Origin of the sequence: Orenia metallireducens, assembly GCF_001693735.1 — a bacterium.
Lineage (GTDB): Bacteria > Bacillota > Halanaerobiia > Halobacteroidales > Halobacteroidaceae > Orenia > Orenia metallireducens.
The window spans coordinates 366290-381777 of record NZ_LWDV01000009.1; the positions used below are offsets into that span (position 1 = coordinate 366290).

Here is a 15488-nt window from a genome sequence, read left to right on the forward strand (position 1 = left end):
TACTATTTCAAATTGAAAAACAACTTCATTTATAGAATAATATAAATCTAATTTAAACTAATATATCTATAGAACAAAGATGTTTTTCATTTATTAAATCAATTATTCATTAATTCATATGGAGCCAATGTCGCATAACTCTTATATCAAGATATTAATGAACCAAATGTCGTTAATACTCCTTTAAATAAATCTCTAATTTGATATCATAAGTAGGCATCTCCCCAAGCAGAGTAGGGGAGAGGTAATGAAAACGCTCCTAAAATACGCAAGGACGGTCAACCGGTTACAACTGTCCATTATGACCGCTCTTGTCCATGTAACCATAGAATTAATTCAACTTATTCAGAATACTAGCATATTCAATATTTATAACATCAATGTTAGGAGCTTTATTAGTTTCTTCATTGGTGCTAAGTTTAAGGATGATGATGTAAAGGTTACTAGAAGAGGGTAGTTTTTATTTAATTAGAATACAGATATAAGCTAGTTTAGACTAAAGATGAAGTTTGCAGAAAAGTAAGCTTATTTTGTCATGCTTATTTTTAGATTTTTGAATAAATTAGAATTTGTTCTTGACTTTTATTAGCTGGTTTATCCGATGTTCAATATCTCTTTATATCAACCAAAATAAAATTATAGTCCCCAAAATTCATCATCAAAATTGGTCTTTAGATTATTAAAGTTCTCTTCTGAAAGTTCACTCTCTTCTTTATAGATTTCAAAAATATCATCTGAAATTTCCTTATTTTTACCTAAAGTTTTAAAATTATTCATCTCTTCTAAATTTATTTCGATATTTTCTTTTTGATTAAACTTTATTAAGTAATGTAAGTAATCATCTTTAACTATTTCAAAGTTAAATTGAAGTAATAGTGGTAAAACAAATGAGTTGGGGAAATTAGGTAAAATAACAACTTTATTAGAATTACTAATTTTCACTAATTCTTTAGATTGCTTATGATTAATCCAATTAGAAAATTGAGAAATTTCATTTTTGAATCCATCATTAAATTTAAATTTCTTTGGGATATAAAATACATAAGTTTCAATATCATCTTTTAAATCATTAACACTCACAGGAACATTTCTATTCTCAAAATAAATATACAATTTTCCATCAAATAATTTTTCTACTGGACAAAATGATTTTATTCTTTGAAATTTCTCTGGTGTTAAAAATTCATCTAAGTATTTATGGAAACAAATTACTAGATTCTCATTATTATTATAAATTGAATCTGCTCCATGATAATATTTATTTCCACATGGAAAATATAATGTAGATTCTATTGAAGAAATACAGTTAAAGTATTCTTTAAGTAGATTTTTTATAACTTTTTCTCGAATTGCTTTGTTTCTTTCTTCATCTATTATTCTAGTACGCTCTGCATCTAATTCAAAGCAATTGTTTCCTGTAACATCTATATCAAATACAAATGGGGAACTCCTATACGACTTTTTCTTTGAAAAACTGTATTCTAATAATGGTGATTCTAGAATGAACTCATATCCATTATTAATTAAAATACCATTTTGACTAATTCTAGTTTGATCAAAACCATTTTCAGATTTTAAATATACCTTACCTTTTAAACCATTATATTCAAATAAAGACTTCTGTAAAGAATTATCTTTGGGAGGATTATTGTAAAAACCCTCTTTTGGCTTATCAAATAATGCAACTTTAATTTCATCAAAACTACTATCGCTTTTTAATTGATAACTATTATTACCAAAATGCCATTTCTCTGGAATTATTATTTTTTCGTTATTATATATTAAAATTAATTCATTTGATATTCTTAAAATATGTTCAGATATGAACTCCATTAATTCTAGTTTTGATATACTTTCTCTAAGGTATAACCGAATACATGTTCCATGTCCTTGATTCCAAGGCAATGGTTTTTCTAAATTCACTTCCTTCCACATTGGAAATTGATCTTGAGAGGTTTTCTTGAAAACTACACTTGTATTAAAACTATCAATTACCATATGAATAGGATCTTTATCAGGATATTTTGAAAAAACATCAATTTTATCAGCTATCATAAAGGTACTAAGAAAACCTATACCATGACTAGCAATAATTGATAAATTATTTTTCGCTCCCCAGTCATTATGTCTTCTTTCACTAACCCAAAAAGATTCTGTTCCAATTGATAATAAGTGATTAGAACATATTTCTTTATCCATTCCTGTTCCATTATCAAAAATTTCTAGAAAATTATTTTCTTTGCAATATTTAATTACAATATATCCATCTAGATATGGATTTTTTAATTTGCATACATTTAATGCATCAATTGAATTTTGAAGACATTCTCGTAAAGCAAATAATTTATTCCTATATAAACGACTTCCAATAAGCAATTCTGTTATTTTATTGAAATTCAATTTAAAACGACTTCCAGAATAAATATAATTAGCATCATGAGCTTCAATTACATGAGATGTATCAACAAATTTCCAAGAAAATTTATATTCTGAATTTGTTTTAAATAAAATATGATGTTCTCTTTTTAACTCTTCTTCTATATAAGTAGCAGCTTCAATTATAGCTCTATGGTTTCTATAATCAGAACAACTAGCTGAAACTTTTATACAATCTCCATTTTTGCTAGGAATAGTATCAGCAATATCAGCATAACTCTTCCAAATATTTAATGATTTTTGTGAATAAAAATCTTTTGATTTTCGTATGTAAGGTAAAGCTCTATCTCTACTTAAATGAGATATATCAGTTAATCTTAACAAACAAGTTATAAATACTAAATCTATAGTTATCCCTTTACCAATAGAAAATTCCGTACTATAAGGTCTTTTAGCTAATTCTTCTATATTTAATGTATGTCCAAAAGCTGCTAGTGCAACTGCCTCCCATAAATAAATTCCATCAAAATAATATTCTTCTTTATCTTTTTTATATTTATCAAGTATCCATTTATATGAACGCGTATTATGTTTTCTTCTTAAAAATTCCAGTTGAATAAACCTCTCTAATACCTGTTCATCTTTACTATTAAGTTGATTCATTGAAATTATATTTTCACGTAAATACGGATAAACGTTTTCAAATTCTTTGCTATTAATTATTTCATTTAATTCTTCTGAACTACAATACATACCAACATCATGATAGCAAACTGCAAGAATAAATACCGCTATTTCCCACGAAGATAACTTATTATCTCCTAAAAGTTGATCTCCTAATTGTAATAATTTTTTAGAGTGACTCCATCCATGGTCAGTATATTCTTCAAAAATATCTTTTATAGTATCTAATTTTTCAATGATTTTTTCACAATAATTTATAACATATTTATATAGATTAGGATCTTCACTTTTCAATTTTTTAAATATATCTAAATTATTACATTCATCAATTCTCAAAAATTTTGCCTCCTCTACTTTTAATATTTACTTAGATATTGAAGTCGGGTAAGTCAGGAGCTTTACNCGCCTAACGTCCCGCGGATTCGCGACGTCCCCAATACTCCTCCAACTTCTAATTAAAATTACACGCTCACATAAGTCAGCCCTACTTTAAATTTATACACCACACTGGGATGTCGCTAAGCTGTTGTTATGTGACGTCCCTTTAACTTTAAAATTTGTTTACCCAATTTCAATATCTTCAACTTTCTTCATTAGTCTGTTTGAAAAAATAATTGTTAGAATTACTCCAACTAATATCCCTACAATATAATTAATAGCAGATGAAAATTCTAGCGTAAATTTACTAAGTACTAAATATGGAACTGCCATTATTATATCATGTAGTAAACCTCCATCATTACACATCTTTCCTTCTTGAACTATTGATAAAATAATCTTTATATGATACAACCTTGCCACTATACCTACAATAAAACCACTTATAAACATCCATAAATTAATATTGACAATTCCTATTTTTACCATAAATATGCATGCTAAAATATAAAAAACAAATTTCCTTAATGAAGATTTAATTTGATAAAAAACTACGTTTTTATATCTCTTTATCTCAGTTTTATTAAGTAATCTATCTTTCAAAGAAGAATAATTAGAAACATTATTTGAAATTCTTACTTTATTTCCTTGTTTTGTTTCTAATAATATTCCTATTTCTTGTCCAAAAACTGAATTTATTTGTTTCAATTTTTTGATATCCTTCCAACTAAAATTTCTAGTATTATATAATTTTTTTACTATGAAATTTTCGTCTTTGATAAAATATCTTGTTCTATAAGATAAAAACAAATAATATAAAATTGAAACTGTTATGAGAATAGTTCCAAATAATAATATCTCATCATTTGTAAATACTGAATTACCAAAAAGTAATAAGATTACTAATAAAAAAATAGGAAATGATGATTCTTTTAATCTATCTTTTCTCTTTAAATTAAACTTATTCAATTTATCCAAAATAATATCCTCCTTTACAAAAATAGGGATGTCACATAACTCTTATATTAACGACACTAGTGTCGTTAATACTCTATATATCAAGATATTAATGAACCAAATGTCGTTAATACTCCTTTAAATAAATCTCCAATTTGATATCATAAGTATGTATCTCCCCAAGCAGAGTAGGGGAGAGGTAATGAAAACGCTCCTAAAATACGCAAGGACGGTCAACCGGATACAACTGTCCATTATGACCGCTCTTGTCCATGTAATCATAGAATTAATTCAACTTATTCAGAATAATAGCATATTCAATATTTAAAATCTCAATGCTAGGAGTTGTGCTAGTTTCTTCATTGGTGCTAAGTTTGAGCATGACTATGTAAAGACTACTGGAAGAGGGTAGTCTTTATTTAATTAGAATACAGATATAAGCTAGTTTAGACTAAAAATTAAGTTTGCTGAAAGGTAAGCTTATTTTGTCATGCCTATTTTTAATTATTTGAATATTTTTTAATTTATTCTTGACTTTTATTAGCTGGTTTAGACGAAGGAATGGCGGAACTCACTCTAAGTACTCTTTAATTAACTTATCCTCTCCATAACACAATGAAATTAAATGAAAAATTGCTTTCTCTATAATTTGAATATACTCTTCAACCTTCTCTTTATCTATATTTAACTTTTCTACTGGTCTATGAATTAATTTGTTTCTAATTGAAACACCCTTATGTATTTCAGAAACATATGGAGAACGTTCACCAGAATATTCTTCTAATATTTTTCCATATAATTTTCTTAAAGGCGGAGATGGCATTTCAAGCAACAAACTTTCAAGTTCAGGTTTAAATTGAATATAAAATTCTTTAATTGCTAGTTCTGCTGCAATAGTTGCATGTATCCACTTATATCTAATGTCAGTATCTTTTTTGGCTTTATGTAGATGATTAAAGGCAATAAAAGGTGTCCAACAATTTCCTTCTAAACTTTTTTGTATATATTTTTCTGTAAATGGCGAAATGTTAAACTTAGGATAAACATTTACTTCTGCTGTAATAGGTGTTCCAATTCTTATCCATTCATCTTTGCTAAGCCAATATTGTCTTTTTGAAGACAATTGATTTTCCCCCAATTGATACCAATCCAACATATGCTTTGTTGTATATAAAAATTCAGATGTTGCATTTCTAAGTACAGAAAAAATATTTTTCAATTCATTTTGTTCTTTAGAACTTAATTTATTATAATTAAAATTTTTAGAATTTAATTCATCATAAAGTTCTTTTGTTATTTCAACAGTTCTATAGGCATTTATATCTGTTTTATTTTCTGAATGTAAAACTAATTGAACTTCCTTCTCTTTTCCCTTATTAACCCAAAATTCATACACTGGTTTTGAGCCATTTAAAAACAATTCATGTACTGAATAAATACTTTTGAATTTAACTTCCATAAAACCCCTCCTCTAAGCCATTCTTTCGTATAACTATTATCTTAACGTCCCGCAGCTTCGCGATGTCCCCGATAACGCTCCAATCTCTAATTAAAGCTCACATCCTCACATAAGTCAGCCCCACTTTCATTTATCCTCCCTAGTTGGAATGCCGCTAAGGTGCTGTTAAGTGAAGTTGGTCGCTCTCCCAATTAACATATTATAATTAAAAAATTCAAATTATTATCTACTGGTTAATAAAATAAAACACTCTAGTTATCTAAAATGTGATATTCTCCCATATTTTTCTTTTGAATATTTGAGCAACTGATAAAATGAATCTTCCAAAACATATAACTTTTTACCACTACTATTAGCTTTCATGAATAACTCTTTATAATTCATATTTCCATCTCCATTTTTTATTTCATTTTTCGGAGGGGCAACTATTGTATTATGTACATACTGAGACGAAAGTAATGAATTAGAACTATAATGAGTATTAGCATTTTTTTCAATAGGTTTATTACCATTTTCTATAAATTTCTGAAGTAATAAAAAATCATCATTACTTAAACCATCAACATATGACCAAATCTGTTCCAACCTAACTTTGATATTTCTTTCTTTTTCTTTACGCTGATATATCTTATTTGCTCGTTTCAAACTGTTTTTCTTAAAAAATTCAATAACTTTTTCAATTAATACAATCAATAAAAATGCCAAAATGAATACAAATATATAAAATCCTAAAATACCTAATTTCATTATTAAATAATAATCATTAGGCAAAATAATATATATAATAAATGTACCTGCTGTGGCTATCAAAGTTCGAATAAACTGTTTTTCTAAAAACATTTTTATTATTTCTTTAAATATATTCATAAACAAATCCTCCAGTTTATAAACTATTAATTAAAAACTATTGCAATAAATATATATTATCTATCTGTTATCATTTTAATGTATTTGTTGCTTAGTTCTAAAGCTTTATCCAATAGATTTTCAACATCTGGATCAATATTCACTTTAAAATTGCTTTTACCAAACAAACTAGCTTTTTCAAAAAAGATTTTTATATCTTCATCAGGTACAGCTTCATTGATATTTTTATTTCTTAATTCAACTACAGTACTAAACTTGTCCATAAGATTTTGATGCTTTTCCCTAATTTCACTAAATCTAAGTTGTTTTCCAACTAATTTTTCAAAATCTTCAATTGCACTTCTTAATTCGTTTAAAACAGTTTGGTCAATTGGCTTTGCATTATATTCTTTCATTTCACAACTCCCCCTACTTTTGGATAACTTACATTATGTAATTTTTTTATTGATTTTCTAACGTATATTTCAGTCTTGAGACCAATTTCACTTAACTTGTATTTAACGACATACTTCGTTTAAACCACTAAATAAGAGATATTAACGACATGTGTCATTAATACCTGATATATAAGATATTAAGTGAAGTATGTCGTTAATATTTCTTTTAAATAAATCTTTTATCTATCATTAATATCATAAGTATTTCCCCCAAAAACAGAGTAGGGCAGGGTACTCAACCCAACACAATCCCCCACCATACCACAATTTTCGCAACTAAACTAAAATAAAAAAGTTTCATCATTATTTATTACTGTTTTACTCACTTTTTCGACATAAACTATCAATTACCGACATAATACATTAATGTTAAAAATATCCCAAATAAGTATAAATAAAAACTTAGCAAACTGCTAAGTTAATATCAGCTTTAATTTTCTAATAAATATTCTTCCTCCAAAGCCTCCAGAGCTTGTACAGCAATTAAATCAGCAGCTTTCTCCATCTCAGAGTGTTGCATATCCAATCCAACCATATAAGGCTTGTTTGGGAGATGCTCATTGATATGAGTCATCTCATGCATAAAGATTTCTTTCTGTTTCTCATGACTTAGGTTCTTATTGATAATCAAGTGATATTCAGCAAAGGAATCTCTATAGACAAAACCCCAGATAGAAGGGTGCATCTTTTCAAAGGCGATATAGACTCCATCAGTATTAATTATGTCTTTTATGTGCATCTCGCTCAATTCTCCTAATAATATTGATTACATCCTGGATAGCTTCTTTGGGAAGGTCACGAGTTTGCTTAAATAATAGCTGCAAATCTTCTCGTTGACTAAGTTCATTCCAAAATTCTAATAGTTCAGGATCATCAGAGATTGCTGATTTGATTTTATCGTTAGGGTTTTGGCGTTGGTCTGTTAGACCTAATAGATAGTCTGTTGATACATTAAATATTCGAGCTAGTTCACTCAAAGTATCATAGCCAGGCTCCATTCCTTTTGTTTCATATCCAGCTATTGTAGCTCTATTAACTCCTATTTTATCTGCGAGTTCTTGTTGAGTTAATTTAAATTCTTTTCTTAATTGTCTAATTCTTTTTTTGAACATAAGTGTTTCACCTCAACTTTATAATATTATAATACTATAAGATGTGTATTTAATAAACATACGTGTTTAAAATCAACATTTTTGCAGTTAAACTCTTGACAATGTGCAGAATATACACTATAATAAAAGTGTAGTAAATGAACATTATTTGAAAGGAGGGTCATTTATGAGAGAAGAATTAAAAAAACTAAGAAAAGAAAAAGACATGACTCAAGAACAAATAGCTAAGAAAGTAGGCATTCATCGTACTCACTATACAAATATTGAAAGAGGACATGCAAACCCCTCTATAAAAGTTATGATTGAGATAAAAAAAGTACTTAAGACACAACGAGATGATATTTTTTTAATCAAAAATGTGGAGAATATACACGAAAAGAGTTTGGAAGTAAGCTAAAAAACTAAGGAGGAGATAAATATGACTAGATGGGAAGGGTTGAGAAGTGATAATGGGCTAGAGAGAGTTCAGTCAGCATATCGTCACAGAATGGAAGCGAAAGCAAAGGCTAGAGCAGAGTATGAAGCTCAAGTAAATGAGCAATCAAAGAGAAACCGACTAATAATCAATGTCCTTTCCAAAGCTAGCTTTGAGCAAGAAGAAGAGTATATCAAATTCATAGGTGGAAGTTTTGGAATAGACGATCAACTAATCTTAGCTAAACTAATTGAGCTTGGATTTGAATTAAAGCTAGAGAATGACAGTTGCTGGATAGCAGTAAGTCAGAGTGACAAGGCAGTCTTTATGTATAGCAAAGACAAGCAAGAGTGTGTATATGTGGTATTTAACTCAATTGAAGCTATGAGAGAAGAGCTAAAAGTAGTAGGAATTAAGCTAGAGTTAGCAGCTACTCTAAGTCAAGCTAAATTAAAAGAAATCTTAGCTACCACCTTAAAAGCTCAAAAAGCAGTATGTTCAGGAGTGAAAAGTTATAGGGTTGTAAAGCGTTATTGGGATTCATTGAGTAGAGTAAGGGTTAGAGAGATAGCTGAAAGGGGGTGAGAAATGTGAAAGTATCAGACCTATTAAAAGAACAGTTAGAGAAATTATGTAAAGTTAATACTGATTTATTAAACACAGCTAAAAAAAGAGAGTTAACAGAGGAAGAAATTCAAACCTTGGATATAGTTAACCATTCAATTTACAGACTGGGAAGTCTTTTTGAAGATGATATGTATAGGTGATAAGAGGGAGAGAGTTTAATTTATTTAGAAGAGTCTATATTTATATCTTTGTAATGTGTATTCCTACATTCTTCAATAGATTTGTAAATAGTTTTATAGAATTTAGCTACTTCTTTTGCAGCCAATTCATTTGATTTTTGAGCATTTGGATTCATCATGTCAACCTCAGTTTGAACCAAGTTATGTTCTATAGCTTTAAGAGTTATTTTCATAGCAACTTCATTAGAACTCATTTTACCACCTCATAATTTAGTTTAATCTCTCCCTCAATAGTGGTTATTCTAGATAAATAAGGAAAAACCTTCAAAATATGAAAGGAGTAATATAGATGTTAAAGGTGGTTAATAGCTTTGTTGATATTTTGATTTTTGCTATTAGTGTTGGGATCGTCTATGGTTTGATAATAACTAGAAAGGGTGATTTAAATGAATAAAACTAGTGAGATTCAAATTGCTCGAGACCTTTGGAATAAAACTGAGAACCAAGGGGTTAAATTGCTCTTAAATCAATTTAGTGACGAGTGTCCTAAATGTGGACTTAAAGGTGGTCATGGTTATAAAAATTGGGATCTACTAGTTCCTATTGAAGTGATCGATACAAAGCATCATTTAGTCAGCTATAGGTGTAAGAGATGTGGAAAACAGTTTAAGAAGGTGGAAGAATGCTAGAACAACTATCAGCAATTCTCAATCTATTGAATAGTGGCGACATTAAATATTACTATCTGAACCGTGAGCTGATGAGCTATAAGTCAGGATTAAATTTTAGAATCTGTAGTATTGATCAGATAGAAGCCTTTACAGTAACAGGTGAGTCAGTGATCCTCTATGGAGACTTTGGAGTCAATACAATCTGGTTGGATAAAAGTGGAGTTGAGTATCATTAATAGGACAATCAAGCAAGACCATATAGATTAATGAGAGTAAGTAAGATGGAAAGGGGTGTTGATCTATGGACTATGATGATCCACGTTTTGGAGGCTTACGCATCCGCAATGAAACTAAGGCTAAGATCACTCCTGATTATACAGAGTTAGACAGAGAGCTGAAGAAGCAAGAGTTTGAATATATGATGAGAGTCAAATATATTAAGGCAACTGCTAAAAGGATTAAGGAAGAATGCCTTAAGGAAGAGATAGAGAAGAAGGTTGTCATGGGTCAGTGATGAGCTGACCGCGAAGTGAAAGTGTACAAGCTCAATCAGGGGAGATTTTATGTGGAGGGAAGTTAAGTCTTCATCTACTTTAATTATAAATTAAAGCTAAGTAAATAATCTATAGCTAAAGTTTAGAGTTTTTGAAACTGAAAGGTGGTGAATTCAATGGAGCAAAGAGAGCTACATCCTAACTATAAGCAGAGATACTTAGAGAAGAAGAAAATACTTAATGCTAGACTAGCTCAGGCTCAAGAGCAAGAAGATCTACAGAGGGTAGAAGAGCTAAAGCGATTAATTGAGATTGTTGATAAGAAACTAGCGATAGCTTAAGGGGGGATTGACTTGGATAAAACTGATATGAGGAAGTTCTTCTCGATAGTCAGAGAAGAGCTAGCAAGGAAGAAATGGACTCAAAAGAGATTAGCCAAAGAGACAGATTATAGTGAGAGCACCATTAGCCAATATCTCAACAAGGAGTATGGACCAGAGCATTTCTTAGAAGCTACTGCTACAGCTCTCAATAGTAGAAGGTTGAGATTAATTCTCACAGGAACGACCTCTGATGGTGTCTATATGGACAAGATTCCTATCTGCTTTCCGCTTAATGTGGATAGATTAGAGACAGAATGCCAAGAACTCTTAAAGAAGATTAGAGAGGTGAAGAGGCTCAACCAATTTCAGAATGCATTTAACCTCAACTCTTATAAGCAGTCAGAGCAGAAGCTATTAAAGGAGATGCTCCAAGAGATGGATGATATCAAGCACTGTATCGATATCGTCAATATAGCTGCTGAGGATATTGGACTAAATCCAGATGAGGTCAGCACAGCTAACCTTAAAAAATATTTGAAAAGGGGTTACATCTCAACACAAATAGCAAAAGACACCTACCCCGCAAAAGTAAGTGTCTTAAGTATTAATGCATTGTAATAGGGATGTACCTCAAAAGGAGGTAAGCAAATGCAAAAGATTATAGCTGTAACTATAATCATCGCTTCACTATTACTACTACTATCCTTAATTATATCAGATAGTGGAGCTGATGGCAAGGTGATTCAACCAGCTTGGGACATCGAAAAGTTGATTAATCAGCCTGTAGATACTACTGCTAATGTCAATGGGATTAACTATACTATCAAAGACAATTAAGGAGAGTGGATAGAGTGAAACTAAATTTAACGGGAATGTTAAAGAGAATTGGCAAAGGTTATTATAAAATTATCCAATATCGACAAGATGGAGCAGTTGTAATATCAAAGAATAACCAGAATCAGCTTCAGGCCTTTATCAGTGATATTAGTCAAGGTAAGCTGAAAGAGTATGAGATTGATGGAGATTATAAAGTAGTCCTTAAATTTACTGATGATGTGGTCAATGATCGGTGGGAAGTGATCCTAGCTATCAGACTCATTCAGTATCAGGTTACAGCTTATAGTAGAAAGGTAATAGATGATGAATTAATCAGTAAACAGCTAGGACTATGCTTATTAGTTAGCATCGGTCAAACTCAGAGAATAACTGACACAGATATTATTGAAGTTGTTAACTATGTTAATAATGGTCAAGTTGAATATATCTTAAAGGATAAGTTGGAGCAGAAGATAGATACAATAGAGCTTGGTGATAAGGGTTTAGCTAAGGTGGTTTGATGAAGGCAAAGATTATACTGAAACTTCTGGATATAGAGGTTGTCAAATCGGATTCTTTAGTAATAGAGGAAAAAGAGAATAAACTTAATCTGGAGTTGGGCTATGATGCCTGCTCCAGACGATTTATAAACTATAAAAGGGTGGTGGGTGTATAAGATGATAACTGAAACTGATCCAGCTAAGTGGTGGGAAGCAGCCTATAAGATAATTACAGAGCCTATTGAAATCAAACAAGATAATAATGATAACAGATATACTCCCATTGAAGATGTCAAAGAGAGGCTCAATCGAGTCTTTGGACCTTTCTGGGATGTAAAGATAGATGAGCATTATTATGAAGAGAGAACCTATGAATGTATAGTTAGAGGGAATGTTACCTTTAGAACTCCTCAAGGTATGCCAGATATATCTAAGGATGCTATTGGTCGCTTTGAAGTAGTTAAGAAGAAAAAAGATAGAGATGGCAATGAAGCAGCAAGTTATGATGATAGAGAGATTAAATCCTTAGGTGATGCCTTCGAGAGTGCCAGAGGGAATATGATTAAGAGAGCTGCTGAGGACTTAGAGCTGGCCTTAAGGATGAGATTTGCTAACCCCGCTTTAAATGAGATTATGAATGGTGATAACAATCAATCAGATAAAAATAGTGATAATCATTCTAACAATGGTGATGATCCAGGAGAGATTGAATTGCCCTTTGGTAAGCATAAAGGAACTAAGTTAAAAGATATAGATAGTGATTACCTAAAGTGGGTTGTTCAAAATGCCAATAAGGATAAATATAGAATAGCAGCCCAAAAGGTCCTAGAAAGCAGGGATACGGGAAAGCAGATAGCATGATCAAGCATAGTCAACGGAAAAGAATCTTTGCTATCATCAAAGAAATTGTAACTTGGATGAAAGGGAAAGGTGTAACAACTACTGTTAATCAACTTAGAAAGAAGATGATGGCAGACTTCTCAGAAATCCATGAGATGGAATTGATTAGCTTAAGTAGTGATGACTGTACTTATGATAAGGCAGAGCAGTTTATTGGGTGGTTGCAGGGTAACTTAGAATCAGTTAATGGTGATAGAGAGCAAAGGCAGAGTGCATAGAAGTAAATATTTAAGAGAAAGTTATTAGGTCCTAAGGATTATAGGCGAAGTTTATCAGCTGAATTCTTAATTTAATGTTCGTCTATAGTCCTAGATACAGCTGGATCTGGAATAGATAATATTCGGTTGTTGAACTAAAAATTATTATAATAACTTACCTAAGGAGTGGTAATGATGAGCTATAAGATACAGAATGAGAATGTTAAAAAGATAGAGCAATTAAATATTACAGGAAATGTTATACCACCCACTTGGTTAGAGAAACTGAGAACCAAAAGTGGGAAGCCTCGCTTTAGGTCTGCCTGGATATTATCTGATTTAGTTTATTGGTATCGACCTAAAGAGATTAGAGACCCTAGAACTAATATGATTATCAGCTATGAACAGAAGTTTAAAGCTGATAAGTTACAACGGGGTAAGGCTTATTATGCAGAGCAACTTAATTGCTCTGAGAAGACAATTCAACGGGAATATGATTATTTAGAAGATGAGGGACTGATTGAAGTTGAATATAGAAATATTAGAGTAAATGGAAAGCCCTATAATAATGTTCCTTACATAGATATCAATGTCGAAGCAATTAGGAAGCTGACTTATGGAAAGCTAGAAGAGCAAGAGGTAGAAGCAACTGGACAAGAATGTCTTGATATAGACAAAGATGTCCATATGGACAAATCTGTCTTAAGTTTTAGACAAGAATGTCCAGAGGGTATGGACACAGATGTCCAGACTAATACAGAGATTTCATATACAGAGATTACTACAGATAATACTATATTATATAATAACGCAGGTGAAGAAAAAATTGGAAATAAGCAGAATGATAGACAAAGCAATAAAAGTGGAGACTTAGCTTCAAAAGATAAGCAAACACCTTTTCAAGAGCTGATGGAGTATATAACCAGCAAGCTCAATATTCGAAAGCTGACTAAAGGCTATCTAATCGAGGATGATCTTAAAGATTATAGTCCAGAGGTTATTAAGAGGGCCTGTGATATAGCAATTTGGAAACAAAAAGAAAAGGGAAATTATAGACATGGTGATCCTGAAGCTGGTGTTAATATCAATAGCTATAAGTTTATCCGTTACTTTATCGCTGAAGCTCAGGAAGCTTTAGAGGAAAATCCAAAGCATAAATCAACAGGAGGTAAGGGAAATGGAAGGAATGGCTCAGATAATACAAGAGAATCCACAAAAGATAATCAGTCTCAATCGGAGTATGGAGAAGGGTGCTTTGACAGCCCAGAACTCCAAGAAATCGACCTCACAATCGATGACCTCTAGTCCAATAAATAAAGTTAAACAGCTTAGATATAAGCAGATTTGGGAGCTGCAAAATGGAGAAGTAGATAAATCTCAATTTGCTTGTCAACTCTGCTGTGATAAGGAGATAGTAGTAAGCAAAGCTGGAGATAAATTTACTGCAGAAGACTGTAAGTGTCGACATGAGAAGGAGATTAAGGCTAAAAAGGAACAAGAGCAGAAGAAGTATGAGCAGAATATTAAATCTGCTGAGATAAGAGAAGAGTTCAAAGCTAAGACCTTTAAGGATTTCAAGTGGCTAGAAGGTAAGAAAGAAGCCAAATTAGTAGCTATGGACTATGTTGAAAACTTTGATTTTTATAATGAAAGGGGTATTGGACTAACCTTAGTTGGCAAATGTGGGAGAGGTAAGACTTTATTAAGTCATATTATAGGCCAAGAAATCATCAAGAAAGGCTATACAGTCATTAATACAGTAGCTAAAGAGTTCTATGAGGATATCAAAGCAACCTATAACGATTTTAGTAAGAATACAGGGGACTTAGTTAGCTCTGCCAAACAAGTCGATCTATTAATAATAGATAACCTAAATGCTGAAAGGTTTGGAGCAGATGAGATAGATAAGCTCTTTATCATCATTAATTATAGAATTGAGAATAAGAAGCCAACAATTATCAATTCTACAGGAGACTTAGATTATCTCAACAAGAAGTTAGCTTCTGATCATGTCAGTCGATTAATTGGTAAGAATGGAGAACCGATTAAAGTTGGTGGAATAGATATGAGAGTTAAACAAGGCGAATTGATAACTAGTTTGAGGAATAAGAATATTGCTAGGCTTAAAAGCAGATTAGGAAATGGTTACTAAAAAC

At 31.0% G+C, this 15488-nt stretch carries 24 protein-coding genes; 16 read left to right on the plus strand and 8 right to left on the minus strand.

All coding sequences use genetic code 11. The annotated features are described in order from the left end of the window. The first annotated feature begins 247 nt into the window (after positions 1–247). Positions 248–457 carry a hypothetical protein gene (locus tag U472_RS09715; RefSeq protein ID WP_068717938.1) on the plus strand — a complete coding sequence of 70 codons (210 nt, stop codon included), beginning with the start codon at positions 248–250 and terminating at the stop codon, positions 455–457. Positions 458–636: 179 nt separating this feature from the next. Here the strand turns inward: U472_RS09715 and U472_RS09720 are convergent, their stop codons facing one another. The 7 genes from U472_RS09720 to U472_RS09750 form a co-directional block, all read right to left on the minus strand. Next, entirely contained in the window at positions 637–3396 is a 2760-nt protein-coding gene (locus U472_RS09720; protein ID WP_068717939.1) for an HD domain-containing protein, read from the minus strand. 225 nt (positions 3397–3621) lie between these two features. Beyond that, the gene (locus U472_RS09725) at positions 3622–4416 is read right to left on the minus strand and encodes a hypothetical protein (RefSeq protein WP_068717940.1); all 795 of its coding nucleotides are present in this window, start codon (positions 4414–4416) and stop codon (positions 3622–3624) included. A gap of 550 nt (positions 4417–4966) precedes the next feature. After that, positions 4967–5854 carry a hypothetical protein gene (locus tag U472_RS09730; protein ID WP_068717941.1) on the minus strand — a complete coding sequence of 296 codons (888 nt, stop codon included), beginning with the start codon at positions 5852–5854 and terminating at the stop codon, positions 4967–4969. Positions 5855–6109: 255 nt separating this feature from the next. Beyond that, positions 6110–6721: a hypothetical protein gene (locus U472_RS09735; RefSeq protein WP_068717943.1), complete on the minus strand. Its 612-nt coding sequence runs from the start codon at positions 6719–6721 to the stop codon at positions 6110–6112. Between the two features lie 56 nt (positions 6722–6777). Continuing rightward, positions 6778–7116, minus strand: a complete 339-nt coding sequence (locus tag U472_RS09740; RefSeq protein WP_068717944.1) for a hypothetical protein — start codon at positions 7114–7116, stop codon at positions 6778–6780. A gap of 472 nt (positions 7117–7588) precedes the next feature. Then, entirely contained in the window at positions 7589–7897 is a 309-nt protein-coding gene (locus U472_RS09745) for a hypothetical protein (RefSeq protein ID WP_068717945.1), read from the minus strand. After that, positions 7875–8270: a helix-turn-helix domain-containing protein gene (locus tag U472_RS09750; RefSeq protein WP_068717951.1), complete on the minus strand. Its 396-nt coding sequence runs from the start codon at positions 8268–8270 to the stop codon at positions 7875–7877. Before U472_RS09750 ends, U472_RS09745 begins: the two co-directional genes overlap by 23 nt. Before the next feature lie 166 nt (positions 8271–8436). On the opposite strand from U472_RS09750, the gene U472_RS09755 reads away from it, so the two are divergent. Genes U472_RS09755 through U472_RS16800 form a run of 3 tightly spaced genes read left to right on the plus strand, consistent with a single transcriptional unit; the run spans position 8437 to position 9452 of the window. After that, entirely contained in the window at positions 8437–8667 is a 231-nt protein-coding gene (locus U472_RS09755) for a helix-turn-helix transcriptional regulator (protein ID WP_068717952.1), read from the plus strand. Between the two features lie 21 nt (positions 8668–8688). After that, on the plus strand, positions 8689–9270 hold the full coding sequence (locus U472_RS09760) for a hypothetical protein (protein WP_068717953.1): 582 nt from the start codon (positions 8689–8691) through the stop codon (positions 9268–9270). Positions 9271–9275: 5 nt separating this feature from the next. Further along, on the plus strand, positions 9276–9452 hold the full coding sequence (locus U472_RS16800; protein ID WP_176714136.1) for a hypothetical protein: 177 nt from the start codon (positions 9276–9278) through the stop codon (positions 9450–9452). Between the two features lie 20 nt (positions 9453–9472). Here the strand turns inward: U472_RS16800 and U472_RS09765 are convergent, their stop codons facing one another. Next, on the minus strand, positions 9473–9685 hold the full coding sequence (locus U472_RS09765) for a hypothetical protein (RefSeq protein WP_068717954.1): 213 nt from the start codon (positions 9683–9685) through the stop codon (positions 9473–9475). 192 nt (positions 9686–9877) lie between these two features. On the opposite strand from U472_RS09765, the gene U472_RS09770 reads away from it, so the two are divergent. The 12 genes from U472_RS09770 (at position 9878) to U472_RS09815 (ending at position 15484) form a co-directional block, all read left to right on the plus strand. Next, complete coding sequence (locus U472_RS09770) at positions 9878–10120, plus strand: hypothetical protein (RefSeq protein ID WP_068717955.1); 243 nt, start codon at positions 9878–9880, stop codon at positions 10118–10120. Continuing rightward, positions 10114–10338, plus strand: a complete 225-nt coding sequence (locus U472_RS09775; protein WP_068717957.1) for a hypothetical protein — start codon at positions 10114–10116, stop codon at positions 10336–10338. Before U472_RS09770 ends, U472_RS09775 begins: the two co-directional genes overlap by 7 nt. 65 nt (positions 10339–10403) lie before the next feature. Continuing rightward, on the plus strand, positions 10404–10616 hold the full coding sequence (locus U472_RS09780; RefSeq protein WP_068717959.1) for a hypothetical protein: 213 nt from the start codon (positions 10404–10406) through the stop codon (positions 10614–10616). Positions 10617–10772: 156 nt separating this feature from the next. Then, positions 10773–10937, plus strand: a complete 165-nt coding sequence (locus tag U472_RS16805; protein WP_176714137.1) for a hypothetical protein — start codon at positions 10773–10775, stop codon at positions 10935–10937. A 12-nt stretch (positions 10938–10949) separates the two neighbouring features. Continuing rightward, a complete protein-coding gene (locus U472_RS09785; protein ID WP_068717961.1) occupies positions 10950–11537 on the plus strand; it encodes a helix-turn-helix domain-containing protein in 588 nt (195 codons plus the stop codon). A gap of 30 nt (positions 11538–11567) precedes the next feature. Beyond that, complete coding sequence (locus U472_RS09790) at positions 11568–11756, plus strand: hypothetical protein (protein ID WP_068717963.1); 189 nt, start codon at positions 11568–11570, stop codon at positions 11754–11756. Between the two features lie 14 nt (positions 11757–11770). After that, positions 11771–12256, plus strand: a complete 486-nt coding sequence (locus U472_RS09795; RefSeq protein WP_068717971.1) for a hypothetical protein — start codon at positions 11771–11773, stop codon at positions 12254–12256. Further along, complete coding sequence (locus U472_RS16810) at positions 12256–12411, plus strand: hypothetical protein (protein ID WP_176714138.1); 156 nt, start codon at positions 12256–12258, stop codon at positions 12409–12411. Before U472_RS09795 ends, U472_RS16810 begins: the two co-directional genes overlap by 1 nt. Position 12412: 1 nt before the next feature. Further along, a complete protein-coding gene (locus U472_RS09800; RefSeq protein WP_068717973.1) occupies positions 12413–13096 on the plus strand; it encodes a DUF3820 family protein in 684 nt (227 codons plus the stop codon). After that, on the plus strand, positions 13093–13353 hold the full coding sequence (locus U472_RS09805; protein WP_068717975.1) for a hypothetical protein: 261 nt from the start codon (positions 13093–13095) through the stop codon (positions 13351–13353). Before U472_RS09800 ends, U472_RS09805 begins: the two co-directional genes overlap by 4 nt. A gap of 174 nt (positions 13354–13527) precedes the next feature. After that, on the plus strand, positions 13528–14637 hold the full coding sequence (locus U472_RS17225) for a hypothetical protein (protein ID WP_068717977.1): 1110 nt from the start codon (positions 13528–13530) through the stop codon (positions 14635–14637). Further along, positions 14519–15484 (plus strand): ATP-binding protein, encoded by a 966-nt coding sequence (locus tag U472_RS09815; RefSeq protein ID WP_245684803.1) that lies wholly within the window; start codon positions 14519–14521, stop codon positions 15482–15484. Before U472_RS17225 ends, U472_RS09815 begins: the two co-directional genes overlap by 119 nt. Positions 15485–15488 lie beyond the last annotated feature (4 nt).

What these genes read in the sequence shown, in the direction of transcription:
- U472_RS09755 (WP_068717952.1), top strand. Translation starts at nt 8,437, where the DNA reads ATGAGAGAAGAATTAAAAAAACTAAGAAAAGAAAAAGACATGACTCAA.
- U472_RS09800 (WP_068717973.1), top strand. Translation starts at nt 12,413, where the DNA reads ATGATAACTGAAACTGATCCAGCTAAGTGGTGGGAAGCAGCCTATAAG.
- U472_RS16810 (WP_176714138.1), top strand. Translation starts at nt 12,256, where the DNA reads ATGAAGGCAAAGATTATACTGAAACTTCTGGATATAGAGGTTGTCAAA.
- U472_RS09805 (WP_068717975.1), top strand. Translation starts at nt 13,093, where the DNA reads ATGATCAAGCATAGTCAACGGAAAAGAATCTTTGCTATCATCAAAGAA.
- U472_RS09740 (WP_068717944.1), bottom strand. Translation starts at nt 7,116, where the DNA reads ATGAAAGAATATAATGCAAAGCCAATTGACCAAACTGTTTTAAACGAA.
- U472_RS09770 (WP_068717955.1), top strand. Translation starts at nt 9,878, where the DNA reads ATGAATAAAACTAGTGAGATTCAAATTGCTCGAGACCTTTGGAATAAA.
- U472_RS17225 (WP_068717977.1), top strand. Translation starts at nt 13,528, where the DNA reads ATGAGCTATAAGATACAGAATGAGAATGTTAAAAAGATAGAGCAATTA.
- U472_RS09735 (WP_068717943.1), bottom strand. Translation starts at nt 6,721, where the DNA reads ATGAATATATTTAAAGAAATAATAAAAATGTTTTTAGAAAAACAGTTT.
- U472_RS09815 (WP_245684803.1), top strand. Translation starts at nt 14,519, where the DNA reads ATGGCTCAGATAATACAAGAGAATCCACAAAAGATAATCAGTCTCAAT.
- U472_RS09790 (WP_068717963.1), top strand. Translation starts at nt 11,568, where the DNA reads ATGCAAAAGATTATAGCTGTAACTATAATCATCGCTTCACTATTACTA.
- U472_RS09765 (WP_068717954.1), bottom strand. Translation starts at nt 9,685, where the DNA reads ATGAGTTCTAATGAAGTTGCTATGAAAATAACTCTTAAAGCTATAGAA.
- U472_RS09775 (WP_068717957.1), top strand. Translation starts at nt 10,114, where the DNA reads ATGCTAGAACAACTATCAGCAATTCTCAATCTATTGAATAGTGGCGAC.
- U472_RS09745 (WP_068717945.1), bottom strand. Translation starts at nt 7,897, where the DNA reads ATGCACATAAAAGACATAATTAATACTGATGGAGTCTATATCGCCTTT.
- U472_RS16805 (WP_176714137.1), top strand. Translation starts at nt 10,773, where the DNA reads ATGGAGCAAAGAGAGCTACATCCTAACTATAAGCAGAGATACTTAGAG.
- U472_RS09715 (WP_068717938.1), top strand. Translation starts at nt 248, where the DNA reads ATGAAAACGCTCCTAAAATACGCAAGGACGGTCAACCGGTTACAACTG.
- U472_RS09780 (WP_068717959.1), top strand. Translation starts at nt 10,404, where the DNA reads ATGGACTATGATGATCCACGTTTTGGAGGCTTACGCATCCGCAATGAA.
- U472_RS09750 (WP_068717951.1), bottom strand. Translation starts at nt 8,270, where the DNA reads ATGTTCAAAAAAAGAATTAGACAATTAAGAAAAGAATTTAAATTAACT.
- U472_RS09760 (WP_068717953.1), top strand. Translation starts at nt 8,689, where the DNA reads ATGACTAGATGGGAAGGGTTGAGAAGTGATAATGGGCTAGAGAGAGTT.
- U472_RS09730 (WP_068717941.1), bottom strand. Translation starts at nt 5,854, where the DNA reads ATGGAAGTTAAATTCAAAAGTATTTATTCAGTACATGAATTGTTTTTA.